This is a genomic window from Microbulbifer variabilis ATCC 700307, from assembly GCF_000380565.1.
In the GTDB taxonomy this organism is placed as follows: Bacteria; Pseudomonadota; Gammaproteobacteria; order Pseudomonadales; family Cellvibrionaceae; genus Microbulbifer; species Microbulbifer variabilis.
Window position 1 is genome coordinate 137948 of record NZ_AQYJ01000022.1, and the last position, 16343, is coordinate 154290.

General features: G+C 53.0%; 12 protein-coding genes. 6 read left to right on the top strand and 6 right to left on the bottom strand.

The window, feature by feature from the left end:
• Window positions 1-423 precede the first annotated feature (423 nt).
• The 5 genes from aceE (at window position 424) to G367_RS0104845 (ending at window position 5955) form a co-directional block, all read left to right on the top strand.
• A complete protein-coding gene (gene aceE / locus G367_RS0104830; RefSeq protein WP_020411978.1) occupies window positions 424-3093 on the top strand; it encodes a pyruvate dehydrogenase (acetyl-transferring), homodimeric type in 2670 nt (889 codons plus the stop codon).
• Between the two features lie 17 nt (window positions 3094-3110).
• Window positions 3111-4754, top strand: coding sequence for a dihydrolipoyllysine-residue acetyltransferase (gene aceF / locus G367_RS0104835; RefSeq protein WP_020411979.1), 1644 nt, complete (start codon window positions 3111-3113; stop codon window positions 4752-4754).
• Window positions 4755-5005: 251 nt separating this feature from the next.
• Window positions 5006-5275, top strand: coding sequence for a hypothetical protein (locus G367_RS0104840; RefSeq protein WP_020411980.1), 270 nt, complete (start codon window positions 5006-5008; stop codon window positions 5273-5275).
• Between the two features lie 100 nt (window positions 5276-5375).
• Complete coding sequence (locus tag G367_RS26010; protein ID WP_157533342.1) at window positions 5376-5678, top strand: hypothetical protein; 303 nt, start codon at window positions 5376-5378, stop codon at window positions 5676-5678.
• Entirely contained in the window at window positions 5668-5955 is a 288-nt protein-coding gene (locus tag G367_RS0104845) for a hypothetical protein (protein ID WP_020411981.1), read from the top strand. Before G367_RS26010 ends, G367_RS0104845 begins: the two co-directional genes overlap by 11 nt.
• A gap of 83 nt (window positions 5956-6038) precedes the next feature.
• On the opposite strand, the gene G367_RS0104850 is transcribed toward G367_RS0104845, so the two are convergent.
• From G367_RS0104850 to G367_RS0104860, 3 genes are all read right to left on the bottom strand, one after another.
• Complete coding sequence (locus G367_RS0104850; RefSeq protein ID WP_157533343.1) at window positions 6039-6893, bottom strand: glycosyltransferase domain-containing protein; 855 nt, start codon at window positions 6891-6893, stop codon at window positions 6039-6041.
• Between the two features lie 194 nt (window positions 6894-7087).
• Window positions 7088-10288: an efflux RND transporter permease subunit gene (locus G367_RS0104855; protein WP_020411983.1), complete on the bottom strand. Its 3201-nt coding sequence runs from the start codon at window positions 10286-10288 to the stop codon at window positions 7088-7090.
• Between the two features lie 103 nt (window positions 10289-10391).
• On the bottom strand, window positions 10392-11534 hold the full coding sequence (locus G367_RS0104860; RefSeq protein WP_020411984.1) for an efflux RND transporter periplasmic adaptor subunit: 1143 nt from the start codon (window positions 11532-11534) through the stop codon (window positions 10392-10394).
• Between the two features lie 381 nt (window positions 11535-11915).
• Here G367_RS0104860 and G367_RS23105 point away from each other — a divergent pair, with 381 nt between their 5' ends.
• Window positions 11916-12878, top strand: a complete 963-nt coding sequence (locus G367_RS23105; RefSeq protein WP_020411985.1) for an AraC family transcriptional regulator — start codon at window positions 11916-11918, stop codon at window positions 12876-12878.
• On the opposite strand, the gene G367_RS0104870 is transcribed toward G367_RS23105, so the two are convergent.
• The 3 genes from G367_RS0104870 to G367_RS0104880 form a co-directional block, all read right to left on the bottom strand.
• Window positions 12875-13159 (bottom strand): high-potential iron-sulfur protein, encoded by a 285-nt coding sequence (locus G367_RS0104870; protein ID WP_020411986.1) that lies wholly within the window; start codon window positions 13157-13159, stop codon window positions 12875-12877. The two genes, G367_RS23105 and G367_RS0104870, sit on opposite strands and share 4 nt — an antisense overlap.
• Before the next feature lie 411 nt (window positions 13160-13570).
• Window positions 13571-14896, bottom strand: coding sequence for a sensor histidine kinase (locus G367_RS0104875; protein ID WP_020411987.1), 1326 nt, complete (start codon window positions 14894-14896; stop codon window positions 13571-13573).
• Complete coding sequence (locus tag G367_RS0104880; protein WP_020411988.1) at window positions 14896-16248, bottom strand: sigma-54-dependent transcriptional regulator; 1353 nt, start codon at window positions 16246-16248, stop codon at window positions 14896-14898. Before G367_RS0104880 ends, G367_RS0104875 begins: the two co-directional genes overlap by 1 nt.
• Window positions 16249-16343 lie beyond the last annotated feature (95 nt).

A 16343-nucleotide genomic window follows, 5' to 3' on the forward strand; every position in this document is an offset into this window, starting at 1 on the left:
TTGTAGTTCATTTTCTGAATCTTTCCATAAAATATTCCGGTAAAAGGACAAAATGGCAAATAATTGTTTTGCCCTTTTGTTTTATTTGTTACTAACCGTCCTATCTGGAAAATTTTTTGTAGTAATACTACAATCCTCTCCGCTAACAACCGGGAATGGGGTTTTGTCCGCCACTTTGCGCGGATCCCGGAGTAGATAATCACAGTCAAACTAGGCATTTGCGGTAGCAGATGGCGTCGCTTTTCCTCTCCGCCATATTCAAGTGAAGAAACACGCACTTTGCATTTGCGCCAACAAAGTTGGTGAATTGGCGGAACCAAGAAAAAAAGGAAGCTTTTTTTTGCCCGCGCTGTAGTTTGCCCGCGTACCGATTTTTGAGAAATAGACCGACTCGACGTCGCCTAATTCGCCGAGGAGCACTTGATGCACGAAGATACCGATAACCTCGAAACGCAGGAATGGCTGGATGCGCTGCAGGCGGTTATCCGCTACAGCGGCAAAGAACGCGCAGCCTTCCTTCTGAAGCAGTTGTCCGATCGCGCTACTGATGTAGGCGTACAGCTGCCCGCGGCTATCACCACACCCTACCGCAATACCATTCCGCCCAATGCGGAAAAACGCATGCCCGGCGATCTGTTTATGGAGCGCCGCATACGCTCTCTGATCCGCTGGAATGCCCTGGCGATGGTAGTGCGCGCTAACCAGAACAACGACCATCTCGGCGGCCATATCTCCAGCTTCTCTTCTGCGGCTACTCTCTACGATGTGGGCTTCAACTACTTCTTCCGTGGCAATGAAGGTGAAGAGCGCGGCGACCTGATTTTCTTCCAGGGTCACAGTGCGCCGGGCATTTATGCACGTTCCTACCTCGAGGGGCGCTTCGATGAAGAGCAGCTGGACAACTTCCGTCGCGAAGTAAACGGCAATGGCCTCTCCTCTTACCCGCACCCTTGGCTGATGCCGGAGTACTGGCAGTTCCCCACGGTTTCCATGGGATTGGGGCCGATCCAGGCGATTTACCAGGCACACATTATGCGCTACCTGTCTGCCCGCGGCCTGTCCCCGCGCGGCGATCGCAAGGTGTGGGCTTTCCTCGGTGACGGCGAGTGTGACGAGCCGGAAACCCTGGGCGCAATTTCCCTGGCGGGCCGAGAGCAACTGGAAAACCTGGTGTTTGTGGTCAACTGTAACCTGCAGCGCCTGGACGGCCCGGTTCGCGGCAACGGCAAAATCGTGCAGGAGCTGGAAGGCGTATTCCGCGGTGCCGGCTGGAACGTTGTCAAAGTGCTCTGGGGCCGCCTGTGGGATCCGCTGCTGGAGAAAGATGATAAAGGCCTGTTGCAGAAAGTCATGGACGAAGTGGTCGATGGCGAGATGCAGAACTTCAAGGCCAACGGTGGTGCCTATACCCGTGAACACTTCTTCGGCAAATACCCGGAGCTGTTGGAGCTGGTTAAGGATATGTCCGACGATGAGATTATGAAGCTCAATCGCGGCGGCCACGATCCTTACAAAGTTTACGCAGCCTACGCAGCGGCGATGGCCCACAAAGGGCAGCCCACTGTAATCCTGGCGCAAACGGTTAAAGGCTACGGCCTGGGCTCCGCCGGTGAAGCGGCGATGGATACTCACTCCGTGAAGAAGCTGGACCTGGATTCCCTCAAGCGTTTCCGCGACCGTTTTGCCATTCCGCTCACCGACAAAGAGTTGGAAGAAGTGCCTTACTACCGTCCATCTCCGGACAGCCCGGAAATGAAATATATGGCGGAGCGTCGCAAGGCCCTGGGTGGTCCGGTTCCCCGTCGCCCGGTTGAGTGCCCGAAATTGGAAATTCCCGGTCTCGACGCATTTAGCGCACTGACTAAAGGCTCCGGTGAGCGTGAAATCTCCACCACCATGGCATTCGTTCGCGCCATTGCCGCACTAGTAAAAGACAAGAATATCGGCAAGAACATCGCGCCGATCGTTCCCGATGAAGCCCGTACCTTTGGTATGGAAGGCCTGTTCCGCCAGCTGGGTATCTATTCCTCCCAGGGGCAGCGCTACACCCCGGTGGATCACGGCCAGATCATGTATTACAAGGAAGACAAGAAAGGCCAGGTGCTGGAAGAGGGCATCAACGAAGCTGGCGCTATGTCCGCCTGGATGGCGTTGGCCACTGCCTACAGCAACCACGGCGTGCCGATGGTGCCTTTCTATATTTACTATTCAATGTTTGGCTTCCAGCGCGTGGGCGACCTGGCCTGGGCCGCTGGAGATATGCAGGCACGCGGTTTTCTGATCGGCGCCACTGCCGGCCGCACCACCCTGAACGGTGAGGGTCTGCAGCACCAGGACGGTCACAGCCACGTGCTGTCCTCCACTATCCCCAACTGCCGCAGCTATGACCCAGCCTACGGTTACGAGCTGGCAGTGGTTATGCAGCGCGGCTTGAAAGAGATGTACGAGGAGCAGAAGAACCTCTTCTACTACATCACCATCGAGAACGAAAACTACCTGCAGCCGGAAATGCCCCAGGGTGTGGAAGAAGGCATTATTCGCGGTATCTACAAGCTGCAGTCCAACGTCAAGAAAGGCGCCAAGGGCAAAGCGGCGAAAAAGCATGTGCAGCTGATTGGTGGCGGTACTATTTTGCGCGAAGTACTGGCAGCGGCGGATATCCTCGCCGACCAGTTCGGTGTGACTTCTGACGTGTGGAGCCTCACCTCCGCCGTTGAAGCTGCCCGTGAAGGTCAGGATGCGGCGCGCTGGAATATGCTGCACCCAGAAGCTGAGCCGCGCAAAGCCTGGATCACTGAGCAGTTTGAAGGCAACACGTCTCCCGTTATCGCCTCTACCGACTACATCCGTTCCTACGTGGAGCCTCTGCGCGAATTTATCGACGGTGAACTGACTACCCTGGGCACCGATGGTTTTGGTCGTAGTGACAGCCGTGAGCAGCTGCGCCGCTTCTTCGAAGTGGATCGCAACTACGTGGTAATCGCCGCACTGAACGGCTTGGCCAAGCAGGGTGTTATTGATGCTAAAGAGGTTGCGGAAGCGATCGTGAAGCTCAATATCGACGCCGAAAAAGTTAACCCACGCATCAGCTAAGAGAAGGCAGAACTCCTATGGCAAAACAAGTCATTAAAGTGCCTGATCTCGGTGGTGCCGATCAGGTGGATGTGATTGAAATTACTGTTGCTGTCGGCGATACCGTCGCGCAAGAGGATTCACTGATTGTGGTGGAGGGCGATAAAGCCTCCATGGATGTCCCAGCCCCAGTGGCTGGCAAAATCCTCAGCATCAGCGTGAAAGAGGGCGATAAGGTCTCTGAAGGCGATGTGATTGGGGAGATCGAAACCGATGTAGCGGAAGCGCCGGCAGAGGAGCCCGCTGCGGCACCTGCCAAGGAAGAAACTGCACCGGCGGCCGAGCCCGCAGCTGAAGCCCCTGCGGCAGCAGTGAGCGGTGAGCCGAAAGAGGAAACGATCCAGGTCCCGGACCTGGGTGGTGCCGATGCAGTTGATGTGATCGAGATCAGTGTACAGCCCGGCGATGCGGTCGAAGAGGGCGACTCCCTGATTGTGGTGGAAGGCGATAAAGCCTCTATGGATGTGCCTTCCCCCAGCGCCGGTACTGTGGTCTCTATCGCCGTTAAGGAAGGTGATAAGGTTTCCACTGGCGATACCCTTGGTGTGTTGAAAGTAGTTGCCATAGGCGCCGCCGAGCCCGCGGCTACAGCTGCAGCCCCTGCAGCGACAGCGCCTGCCGAGAGCGCGCCACAGCAGGCATCTGCGTCTGTTGAGCCCCCGGCAGTGCCGCAAAAAGATCATCAGCTGGAACGAGATTTTACCGCCGCAGCCCAGGTTTACGCCGGTCCTGCCGTGCGCAAACTGGCGCGGGAGTTGGGCGTTACCTTGAACAAGGTGAAGCCCACGGGTCCCCGCAACCGGGTCTCCAAGGATGATCTGCACAACTATATCCGCGAACAGGTGAAGAAGGCTGAGAGCGGTGCCGTTGGCGTAGGCGGTGGAATCGGTATTGCCAAGATGCCGGATATCGACTTCAGCCAGTTTGGCCCGGTGAACGTGGAGCCGATGAGCAAGATCCACAAGATCACCGCTGCCAACATGTCGCGTAACTGGCTTAATGTGCCCCACGTCACCCAGTTTGATGATGCGGATATCACTGAGCTGGAAACCTTCCGCAAGTCCATGAAGGCCGAGGCGGAGAAGCGCGGAGTGAAGCTCACCCCAGTGCCTTTCCTGCTGAAAGCGGTAGCCGCAGCCCTGCGCGCAGAGCCCAGCTTTAATGTATCCCTGCACAATGATGGCGAGCACATTGTGCGCAAGGACTATGTACATGTGGGGATGGCAGTGGATACGCCAAAAGGCTTAATGGTGCCGGTTATCCGCAATGTGGATAAAAAAGGCTTGTACGAGCTGGCGGCCGAGGCCACTGAGATGGCCCTGAAAGCCCGTGATGGCAAGTTGAAACCCAACGAGATGCAGGGTGCTTGCTTCACTATCTCCAGCCTGGGGGCTATCGGCGGCACCGGATTTACCCCGATCGTCAATTCTCCGGAAGTAGGTATCCTCGGAGTATCCAAGCTGGCGATGAAGCCGGTGTGGAACGGTAAGGACTTTGAGCCCCGGCAGATGTTGCCCTTGGCGCTCTCCTACGATCACCGCGCGGTAAATGGCGGAGATGCCGGACGCTTTATGACTTATTTGGTCAGCGTGCTGGCAGACGTGCGTCGACTGTTGCTGTAAAGGTTCCAGAGTCATTACCCTAAAAAAGCGGCCTTTGGCCGCTTTTTTATTTTTCGAGCTGCCTTATGTAGCTATTGCTTTTAGGTATGCTCGCCTACGCAGTGGGGTGGAAGGAAAATGACGTTTAAATTCACTTAAAGATGAATTATGCGAATAAATGACTTGGCGCCAACTGGCTGGAAATTCCCTGGCAACTAGACTCAGAGAAAGACAACTATCAACGCAACACTGAAAATGTGGAGTGTCGGATCATGAGACCTTCAGGGAAATTCGCCTTTCCTGTCGTATCGGCACTGGTGATGCAGGGTTGCTTGTTTTTGCCGGCTGAGGAAGTGGAGGGTGAAGATCCATTCTTCTTTGAGACTGGCACAGCCAGGCAAGGCGAGAGTTTTGTTGATGCCGGCGCCCATCACTCCCGACTTCGGCCACCTATAACGGCCGGTTTTCAGTGTGAGGAGAGTTGCGAGGATAGAGTGTACGATTCCTCTAGTTGGTTTTTCCCGATACTGAGGGTGTATTAGCCTCTGTGGGAATCCGCATGGAGATCGCTACAGCATAACCCGGTCTTTTACCGAAGTACGCGAAGTCAATTTCGCGTGGTACCGATACGGAGAAGTGCCCATGCAAAAATCCCCGATAGTAATTTCATTGTTTACAACGAGCTTGTTATTGGCAGCTTGTGGAACACCAGATACACGCAATCAAGTGGTTTACCCTTACAGTCCACCTACACCGCGCCATCTGGATTACCGTGCTTATCCTGCCCCTTCGTCACACGTGCCCGCAGCGCCCCCATCACGTAAATCCAGTTATTCCAGTTGTCCCGGAGATTCTGAAGAGCTAGCGCCCGGTTCTATTTGTCCACCCAGTGCTCGTTGTATAGATATTTCTGGCGGAAGGCGATGTATCTCTTATGAAGAGTAAAATTATACTGCCTTTGATATTTGCGCAGTTGCTCGGCGGCTGCGCCGACGGCTTTTGGCAGGATTTGTGTGGCGACCCGGTTTATTACACTTATAAGCGCAGCCCAGTACCACCCGATGAAATTACGGCTTTCCCGCGTTTTTGTCTTGTGGGCGACCCCTACATGGGGGAACTTGAAAACTGCATTGCCGCCGGTGTGCACTGTTACCAACTAGATACTGGCGACTGGTGTGCGGGACCTTATTCGCCATTTGTATTGAGCTACAGTTTTTACTAGCACGGGATGCGTGCAGCTTTATTTGATTCAGGTTTGGGTGGTTTAAGAATACTTAAATATTAAGTTTACTCAGGCTATAGTAATTAGATTTTAAGCAAGGACTTTAAACTGTCTTTGATGGTCGTGCCAATATAGTGCTTTAATCCATTGAATGTATTCTTGATGTTAACCTCATGGTAATAATCATATCCTAGTTCTTTTAATAGTACGTGAATATTCTTTGTAACACCTATGGCGAACCAGCTGCAGGGAAAGGAAATAATGCAGGGCATCTCTTTATTTTTAAGCTGGATTTGCCCCTGGTCAATGCAATTTACCTGATTGAGAAGGTTAAAGCTTCCGTCTGAGAGGTCAAAGTTATAAAAGAGCCTGGACTTGCCGTCTATTCCAATGTGTTCAGGCGAATGGTGTGTGTAGTATTCCCTTATCATTTTTTGGTCATCGCTATAGTCGGGATACATCTCCTTAATGACTGAAAATAGATGACTTAATGTTTTTACTTTTCCTATAAATATACCCGTTGAAAATATGGTGTTTCCTGCAAAGTACTTTCGCTCGAAGAAACCCTGTGTTCCACTATGTTGGTGGTCATTTGAGAATACTATATCTCGGTCAAAAGAATAAAATTTACTCTCGAGTTGATGAATGGCCGGTAAGATTATTGAATCGAAACCATCAAAATAACAGAGGATATCTTCTTCCGGTAGAGTCTTGCAGAAAGGGAGAAGCAGATCGATTTTTGTGGAAAAATTTTCCCATGGTTGTTCTTGACCGAGTATGGTGAGTGAAACCCCATTGCGTTTGGCGGATTCCTGTAGAACAGGGAACATTCTTTCAGAGTGAGTGGCAATAGTGACGAGGTGTAACATTTCAGGAACAAGACTACCTGGGTTCCATGGCCTTAATCGTTGACTGGTGAATTCCAGCTGCTGAAGCAAGTCTAGTCCAAGGTTTGTGAACCGTTTGGAGGGACTGGTTTCCTCGCATAGTGTGACTCAACGCCTTGCCTATGAGGGCAAGAATTACTTTTGAGCAAATGGGGAAAGGGTTCCAGGCCGGTGCCCGCTATTGAAAAGACGAGCGTAAAAAGAAAAAGCCCCAGGCACAAATATGTGCCTGGGGGTAAGGGGCTTTAGCCGTTAGCAGGTTGTTCTAACGGCAAGGGGGTATCCTGGACTTGATGTGCGCTTACATTCTTTGACGTGGATATTTTACCGCCGGCAATTTTGCGTAGGGCAACATAAAACACGGGTGTCAGGAACAGGCCAAACAGTGTGACACCGATCATGCCGGTAAATACGGTAATGCCCATGGCATTGCGCACCTCAGCGCCAGCGCCGCCGGCCAATACCAGTGGAACAACACCGGCAATAAAGGCGACGGAAGTCATAATGATCGGACGAAGACGTAGGCGGCAGGCTTCCAAGGCAGCTTCTACCGGGCCCTTACCGTCCATTTCCAGTTCGCGGGCAAACTCCACAATCAGAATGGCGTTTTTACAGGCAAGTCCCATTAAAACAACCAGCCCGACTTGAACGAAAACATTGTTGTCGCCGCCAGTAGCCCAGACTCCGAATAGTGCAGCCAGCAGGCACATGGGCACGATCAGGATCACCGCCAGCGGCATAACCCAGCTCTCATAGAGTGCGGCCAGTACCAGGAATACCAGCAGTACTGCGAGTGGGAAAACCACCATAGCGGCATTGCCCTGGTTGACCTGCTGGAAGCTGAGGTCGGTCCACTGGATTTGCATGCCCGGTGGCAGGGCTTGGCTGGCAACCTGCTCAACCGCTGCCAGTGCCTCGGAAGAGGACAACATGCTGGGATCGGACTGCCCCATCAGGTCGGCTGCCGGATAGCCGTTGTAGCGGATCACCGGGTCTGGTCCGTAACTCTGGCGCAGGGTCACCATGGTGCTGATGGGCACCATCTCCCCATTCATATTGCGAGTGTAGAGATTATCGAGATCCTGCACTTCATCGCGGAAAGGCGCATCTGCCTGGGCAACCACCTGGTAGGTGCGACCGAACAAGTTGAAGTCGTTGATATACATGGAGCCGAAATACAGCTGCAGGGTGCCGAATAGATCGTCCATACGCACGCCCTGGGCTTTGGCCTGTAGGCGGTCTACCTCGGCGTCCATCTGCGGCACATTGGCCTGGTAGGAGCTGAAGGGGTAGCTGAGGCCGCTGGCTTGGCTCAGGGCCCCAGCCAGCATATTGGTAGCATTTTGCAGCTCACCGTAGCCGGCACCGCGACGGTCCTGGACATAGAGGGAGTAGCCGGACCCAGCACCCAGCCCGAAGATGGGCGGCGGCATAAAGGTCATGGCAAAGCCTTCCTTGATCTGTGAGATTTTGCCATTTAGCTCCGCAGCGATTTCCTGGGCACTGCGCTCACGTTCATCGAAATCGTCGAACAGGATAAATACCGTGCCCACGTTGGGGGTGTTGGTACTTTGCAGGGCATTGAAGCCGACAAAGGCCGCGGCGTTGGCAACCCCCTCAGTTTCCAAAGCCAATTCACTCACGCGGCGAGCAACTTCCTCGGTGCGGTCCAGGGAGGCACCTTCCGGCAGGCGAATACTACCCACCAGGTAAGTCTTATCCTGAACCGGAATAAAGCCGCCGGGCACCTGTTGGAACAGGGCGAAGGTACCGCCGAGCAATATCAGGTAGGCCCCAAATACGATACCGCGACGCTTGAGGCTATGGCCCACCACCCGCTGATAGCGCTCGGAGTTGCGCTGGAAGAAGCGGTTGAACGGGCGGAATAACCAGCCGAACAGGCGCTCGATAATGCGCGCGGGTATATCCGGCTTGGCACCGTGGGGCTTCAGCAGGGTTGCCGCCAGAGCCGGGGACAGAGTCAGGGAGTTGATCGCGGAGATAATGGTGGCGATGGCAATGGTGGTGGCGAACTGGCGGTAGAACTGACCGGTGATGCCGTCCAGGAAGGCCATGGGCACAAATACCGCACAGAGCACCAAACTGATGGCGACAATCGGACCGCTCACCTCGCGCATGGCCTGGTGGGCAGCGGCTAAAGGTGTCAGTCCCTCCTCGATATTGCGCTCGACGTTTTCCACCACCACGATGGCGTCATCCACCACAATACCGATGGCCAGTACCATGGCGAACAGGGTCAGGGTGTTGATCGAGAAGCCCAGCATCAACAGCACCGCAAAGGTGCCGACAATAGATACCGGCACGGCCAAGAGTGGAATCAGGGAGGCGCGCCAGGTCTGCAGGAACAGGATAACCACCAGCACTACCAGCAGCACCGCCTCCAGAAGGGTCTTGATCACAGAGCTGATGGAAGTGCTGACGAATACGGTTGGGTCGTAGGCAACTTTCCACTCCAGGCCTTCGGGGAACTGTTCTCCCAGTTCTGCCATCTTCTCGCGCACTGCAGCGGAGACTTCCAGGGAATTGGAGCCTGGAGACTGGAAAATCGGAATGGCAACCGCCTGGCGGCCGTTTAACAAGGCGCGTAGAGAGTCTTGAGATGAAGCCAGTTCAACCCGCGCCACGTCACGCAATCGGGTAATTTCACCATCGCTGCCGGTCTTCAGTACCACATTGCCAAACTCTTCCTCGCTTTGCAGGCGGCCCTTGGCGTTGATAGAGATCAGGAAATCAGAACCATTGGGCATCGGCGAGGCGCCGATCTGTCCGGCGGACACCTGTACATTTTGTTCACGCACTGAGCTGACGATATCCGCTGCAGTCACGCCCAGGGCCGCCGCTTTCTGCGGGTCCACCCACAGGCGCATGGCATAGTCTCCGGAGCCAAATACGGCGGCCAGGCCCACACCGGGAATGCGCGACAGCTCATCACGGATATGCAGTACGGCGTAGTTGCGAATATAGGTCGCATCGAGGCTGTCGTCTGGAGAGATCAGATGCACCGCCATCATCAGGTTGGGCGACTGCTTCTGCGTGGTTACCCCCTGGCGGCGTACATCTTCCGGTAGACGGGGTAGTGCCTGGGATACCCGGTTTTGTACCTGAACCTGGGCCTGGTCTGGATCGGTGCCCAGTTTAAAAGTGACATTTAAAGTGAGGGTGCCGTCACTGCCTGCTACCGACTTCATGTAGATCATGTTTTCTACACCATTGATGGCTTCCTCCAATGGTGTGGCAACAGTTTCGGAAATCGTTTTGGGGTTGGCTCCAGGGTAGCGAGCGCTAACTTGCACGCTGGGTGGTACAACTTCCGGATATTCACTAACCGGTAGCGATGGGATACTGATCAGACCCACCACAAAAATAATGATCGACAGCACCGATGCAAAAATAGGTCGGTCGACAAAGAAACGGGAAAAATTCATACACTGCTACCCCGTGAGCGGCAATATAAACGCTCGAATTCCATTGATATAACTCTTCCAGAGTGGATGCTGGCCATAGTAGGGCTGCCTTCTACCCGTTGTCTCAGTGGCCCGCTGCCTGGGCGCCACCACCCCGCACTTGCTGGGCAACCATTTCAGGCACCACGGGCATACCGGGGAAGAAAATTTTCTGCAGGCCGTTGACCACAATTCGTTCGCCAACTTGCAGGCCACTGCGAATTACCGTGCGCTCACCCTGGCGTGGCCCTACTTGAATTGGGCGACGTTCTGTCAGGTTCTCTTGAGTGACCACATAGACGTAGCGGCGGTCCTGATCGGTAAGTACGGCCTTGCTATCGATTAGTACTGCTTGATCCATTTCTTCAATGGGCATCTCCACACGGGCGAACTGTCCGGGCTTAAAAGTACCTTCGGTATTGGAAACCACTGCCCGGAACTGGATGGTGCCTGTGTGGCTATTGAGGCGATTATCGATAAAGTCCAGCTTGCCCTTATGGGGGTAGCCGTTTTCACCGGAGAGGCCGATATGTACTGGAGGCGCAGAATCGGCCTTGAGCAGGCGGCGGCTCTCGGCGAAAGTCTGTTCATCGCTTTCGAAGTAGACGTACATGGGGTCTACAGAGACCAGAGTGGTCAGCAAGGTGGCATCGGCATTAGCGAGATTACCTTTAGTGACTAGGGCGCGACTTACCTGACCACTAATTGGAGCCTTGACCTGAGTGTACTGGAGGTCGAGTCGGGCGTTTTCCACTGCTGCTTCTGCGGCGCTTAGGGCTGCGCGTTCCGCGTCCCTTGAGGCGATGCGACGGTCGTATTCCTCGCGGGAGATCGCTTTACTGTCCAGTAGCTGCTGAGCGCGGCCGGCCTGTTTTTCACTGAAGGACAGCTGGCTGCGCACTCGCTGTAAATCGGCCTCAGCAGCACGAAGACGGGCTTTATAGGGGCGTTGGTCGATGGTGAACAGGACATCGCCACGTTTTACTAGGGCACCTTCGGCAAAGGAAACCTGGTCGATATAGCCACTCACGCGGGGACGTAATTCCACGGTTTCGGGCGCTACAACTCGCCCGGTGAAACTGCGCCACAGGGTGGTAGGCTCAGAGCCGACTTTTGCAACTTCAACCGCAGGTGGCGGCGGCTGTTGTCCCGCAGGCTCGCCGGTGCCACAACCGGACAGAATCAGTGCGGACAGACCGAGTAAAGTGACTGTTAATTTCTTGACCATAACGCGTGTACTCCCTTTGCTACGGAAGAGGGAGGTGCTGAATGGCTCCTCTCCTACTAGGGCTGCAACTTTAATGATGAGCAAGATGATGAGGGTATCCGGTAACTATGGATTGATTGCCTATTCCTGCTTAAGGGGGAAAGTGATGTAGAAATGAGTGCCGCATGGGGGGAGTAATTGGAACTGGATATATAACTAGTTGTTTGTCAAATTGAATGAGATTTTACCGTGATTTGAGAGGTATGATTCGTCTGCGGTTATCTATTACTGCACGGTAATTGCCCATTCCTGCAAAAGAGTCGGGAGATTGCCTAAAACTCCGTATACTGTGAGCCACCTAGATTGATGTAGCCCGCTGGGATGCGGTCGAAAGGGGAACGTATGAGAACCGATGGCAGTGTGAATCAACAGTCTCCAACTTCTTTGCTGGAACCTACTCGCAAGAAGTTGGCCGGGACACTCCAGCGACTGGCACCCGAGCAGGGGCTAATAGAAACCTACTTGGATGGTTTGGCCCTAATCCGTTGTAACGAGCCGGTAGCTTGTGCCTCCTCTGTATATGCGCCATCTCTCAATTTTATTATTCAGGGAAGTAAAACTCTGGAGTTGGGAGACAGGGAAATTTCCTATATGCCTCTCAGCTATGTGGCGACTTCAGTACATCTTCCCATTCTTGGGCGAGTAGAGCGTGCTTCGGAGGACACCCCTTTCCTCGGTGTGAAGTTAACGATAGATCCCAAAGAAGTAGCTGACCTGGTATTGGAGCTGGGAGATAAGGCCCCGGGAGTGGAGGCGGGGTATGACTGCCCTGAAGTGAGTTGTGGCCTTTGTGTGACGCAGATGGATCAGGGAATGCTGGATGCATTGAGCCGGCTGGTACACCTGTTGGAAACTCCTGTGGATGCTCAGATATTGGCCCCCCTGGCGCGACGGGAGATTATCTATCGCGCCTTAATGGGTGAAATCGGTGCCCGTATGCGCAAGTTTGCTATGGCAGACAGTCAGGCAAATCGGGTATCCAGAGTCATTGAAGTATTGAAGGACCGCTACTCGGAGCCGCTACGCATTAGTGACTTGGCAGAGCAGGCGAATATGAGCGAGTCATCGCTGTATCACAGCTTCAAGCAAATCACCCGCATGTCGCCCCTGCAGTTTCAAAAGAAATTGCGCTTACATGAAGCCCGCCGCTTGATGCTCACTGAGGGCCTGGAGGCAGCTTCCGCCAGCTATAGGGTGGGCTATGAAAGTCCTTCACATTTTAGCCGTGAGTACAGCCGCATGTTTGGCCTCCCCCCACGTGCGGATGTGAGTAAGCTGCGTGGTGAGCAAAGGGTGCCAGCCTAGTCCGAGGTGGCATCACCCTGTTTGAGGACAAACAGGCTGCACCACCCCTCAGGACTGATTTCTCCTTCGACCACGATGCAGGCATTAGGCGGCTGGAAAAGCTGGCAGTCAACGCACTTCTTGCCATTATTTGGTGTGTCCTGATAATTCACGGCTTCTTTTTTTGCCTTGATCTGTGCGTTAGTGCGATCTGTGACAATAACTGCCGCCGGTAATATCGCTAGTGAGCAGCTGGAGATTTTGAGGAATTTTCTACGGGAGATAGTCTGTTTCCGGTCCATGCTAGAAAAGTGTCCAAATTAATTGGTTAGGGCTTCAAAAATTCAGAGTAGCTGGACGAGAGGTTTTTGCTGGGATTAACACTTTTTACAGAAGAAAAGAGAAGTAAGAATCAATCTTATTGTCATTTGAGGGTTCAATACACCTGTCTGTTCCCTGGTCAGCTGAAATCAGGCTTCGCACTAAATTAGCCGCTGGAGGAGCACTATTTATTCTGCCGTGATTTTGTTGGATAGGGTTGCTTTAGGTAGTTGTATAAAAGAAATTTTTGTTAAAGTTTTTTGCTCCCATAAATAGGGGGCCGCCTTGTTTAGCCAAAGCTGCTATAGGTCTGAATGACACTTAATTTATTGTATAACTTGCTATTTGAGCAGATAACCATTTGATGGTTTGCTTTTTGGGCAAGTTCCTCGTTAGTGAGATTCTTTAGCCCAGGGCAGCCATAAGGTAATTTGTAATCCTCCCTCAGGGCGGTTTAGCAGTTGAATGTGTCCTCCGTGGGCATCGACAATTTCTCTGCACAGCGCTAAGCCAAGGCCCACACCCTGTTCTTTGGTAGAAAAAAATGGAAGTAGTGCCTGTTGTAGAACTTTTTCACTCATGCCGCAGCCGCGATCCGCAATTACGAGTTTTTGTCCTAGGCCATCAGTGCTGATGGTAATTTTAATATCTTCATTACTGGAACCGGCCTCGTGGGAGTTTTTGATCAGGTTCAGTAGGGCTTGCTCGATTTGTACTGGGTCAAAATACCCCTGGCGCTCTGGTAAATCCCCCGACAAGGTGAATTCCTGCAAGGGGGCAATACGCTCGATAAGTGTCTGCCAATCCACAGTTTCGCAACTGGGGGCGGGCAGCTTCGCGAAACTGGCATAGCCCTGGGTAAATTCCGTCAGGTGTTTGCAGCGGTCGGCGATGATATCAAAAACTTTTTCCAGCGCCGCAGCTTTATCCGGCTTGGCGATAAGCATTTTGCCTGAGTGCGCCAGTGAGGATATGGGGGCCAAAGAATTATTGAGCTCATGGCTGATTAGGCGAATGACTTTTTTCCAAACTTCTACTTCAGCGCGGGTTAACTCTCTTGTCATCTCACGCAAAACAATCAAGCGGTGCTTTTGCGCATTGAGTACAAATGTACTATTACCGATGTGCATGGAGTGAGTTCCATTTGTATCGGTGTAGTTAAAAAGCCCGTTTTCCCAATTATTAATAGCATTTGCGATCTCCCCTGGGCTATTGGGGAGTAGTTTCTGTAAAAGCAGGCCCTGGATGGGCCTGCCGGCATTAAGTAGTTTTTTGGCACTGCTGTTGGAATAAATGATGTGATCGCTTTGATCGACAAGTAACAGCGCTTGCGGTGAGCTTTGGATCACAGTATCGAGGAGCAATTCGCGCTGATAAATATGAGCGCGCTCACGTCGCAGGTGCTCACCGATTTCGTTGTATAAATTTGTAATCTGGCGGAGCTCTATATCCCTGGGAGGGACCAGAGAGATCGAAAAATCACCATCGCGAAAATTAAGTAGTCCCCCCTGTAAGGATTTAAGGGTGGTCGTCAGGGGAGTGAGAACCTGACGCATCAGCCCCAGGATAATAATAATCCCGAGGAACAGCCCCGTAGCCCACGATAAGCGTGGATCCAGGCCTATATAAATACAAAGCCATGGGATAGCTGTACCTATAATCAATGCCAGAGTGGCTGTGGCAACGATGCGCCCCTCCAGGGAAAAATGTTTGGACATCAATAGGAAATACCATGTTTTTCCAAGCGACGATACAGCGCTTGACGGCTCATACCCAGCTCTCTTGCAGCCTGGGCAATAATACCATTGCAGCTGGCTAGGGTTTGCTGTAGTAGCTCCCTACTAGGCTCAAAACTCACATCAACTTTTTCAGTTACAGGCTGTTCGGGCAAGGCCAGCACCGCCTCATCAATGGTGTCCTCCTGGCACAGGACTGATGCACGCTGCATCACATTCTGTAATTCGCGTACATTGCCTGGCCACTGGTAGCGGGTCATTGCGGTCAGTGCCTGTGGGGAAAGTTTTTTGGGGTTACTGTTTTCACCTAAAAAGCTTATTGCCAGAGGTGCTATATCCTCGGGGCGTTCACAAAGAGGCGGTAGACGCAGCTCGATCACATTCAGGCGGTAGTATAAGTCCTGGCGGAAGTTGCCCTCAGTGATGGACTTGGGCAGGTTACTGTTGGTAGCGCTGATTACCCGTACTTTAACCTTCCGCGTTTGACTGCTGCCAAGACGCTGGAATTCTCCGGTTTGCAGCACACGTAGCAGTTTTACCTGGCCACTGGCAGAGAGTTCGCCGATCTCGTCGAGAAACAGGGTGCCTCCATCGGCCGCCTCAAAACGACCTTCACGGGCCTTATTTCCTGCTCCGGTGTAGGCTCCGGGTTCCGCGCCAAAGAGCTCCGCTTCCATCAGCTCCTCCGGCAGTGCTCCGACATTCACTTTGATAAAGGGGCCATCACGGAGTAGTGAGTTAGCTTGAACAATATCGGCTATTTTTTCTTTACCCGCCCCGTTGGGGCCTGTGATCAGCACAGGTACATCGGACTTGGCTACCTGGGTGGCCATTTCCAAAAGCTTTTGCATATTATCGCTACGGTAAATAATATCTCGTAGATCAAACTTTTCTCGCAGTTCGCTGCGGGCATTCATTGCCTGTTGTTGTGACGCACGCTGGCGCTTTTGTAGCTCGCCCAGCTCTAGTAAGTTGACAATCGTGGAGATCAGCTTGTTATCGTCCCAGGGTTTGCCCAGGTAATCGGCCGCTCCAGCGCGGACCAGCTCCACCGCCATTTCCAATTGCGTCCAGGCGGTCAAGAGGATAATGGGCAGATCCGGATTGATTTCGCGAATAGCAAAAAACAGTTCGCGCCCCTCTTCACCAGAGGTGGTGTCCGCAGTGAAGTTCATATCCTGAATCACCAGGCTGATATCCCGGTTCTCTCGTAATAATTGCAGACCTGCCTGGGGAGTAATGGCACAGAGGGGCTGCAAGTCATGTAATGACAACAGTATTTCCAGGGCCGAGACGATACCGCTGTTATCGTCAATAATGAGTATTTTATCCATAGGACCAAGAGCCAGCTTGTAAGCTGGCCATTATGCAATGAGTGAGTGGTTAGGGGGAACTGCTGCCGCTGGTGTTTAAATCCAGGCCGTAGGTT

Bases quoted from the DNA above. Each gene is read 5' to 3' on its own strand.
- aceE (WP_020411978.1), top strand. From the start codon at position 424: ATGCACGAAGATACCGATAACCTCGAAACGCAGGAATGGCTGGATGCG.
- aceF (WP_020411979.1), top strand. From the start codon at position 3,111: ATGGCAAAACAAGTCATTAAAGTGCCTGATCTCGGTGGTGCCGATCAG.
- G367_RS0104840 (WP_020411980.1), top strand. From the start codon at position 5,006: ATGAGACCTTCAGGGAAATTCGCCTTTCCTGTCGTATCGGCACTGGTG.
- G367_RS26010 (WP_157533342.1), top strand. From the start codon at position 5,376: ATGCAAAAATCCCCGATAGTAATTTCATTGTTTACAACGAGCTTGTTA.
- G367_RS0104845 (WP_020411981.1), top strand. From the start codon at position 5,668: ATGAAGAGTAAAATTATACTGCCTTTGATATTTGCGCAGTTGCTCGGC.
- G367_RS0104855 (WP_020411983.1), bottom strand. From the start codon at position 10,288: ATGAATTTTTCCCGTTTCTTTGTCGACCGACCTATTTTTGCATCGGTG.
- G367_RS0104860 (WP_020411984.1), bottom strand. From the start codon at position 11,534: ATGGTCAAGAAATTAACAGTCACTTTACTCGGTCTGTCCGCACTGATT.
- G367_RS23105 (WP_020411985.1), top strand. From the start codon at position 11,916: ATGAGAACCGATGGCAGTGTGAATCAACAGTCTCCAACTTCTTTGCTG.
- G367_RS0104870 (WP_020411986.1), bottom strand. From the start codon at position 13,159: ATGGACCGGAAACAGACTATCTCCCGTAGAAAATTCCTCAAAATCTCC.
- G367_RS0104875 (WP_020411987.1), bottom strand. From the start codon at position 14,896: ATGTCCAAACATTTTTCCCTGGAGGGGCGCATCGTTGCCACAGCCACT.
- G367_RS0104880 (WP_020411988.1), bottom strand. From the start codon at position 16,248: ATGGATAAAATACTCATTATTGACGATAACAGCGGTATCGTCTCGGCC.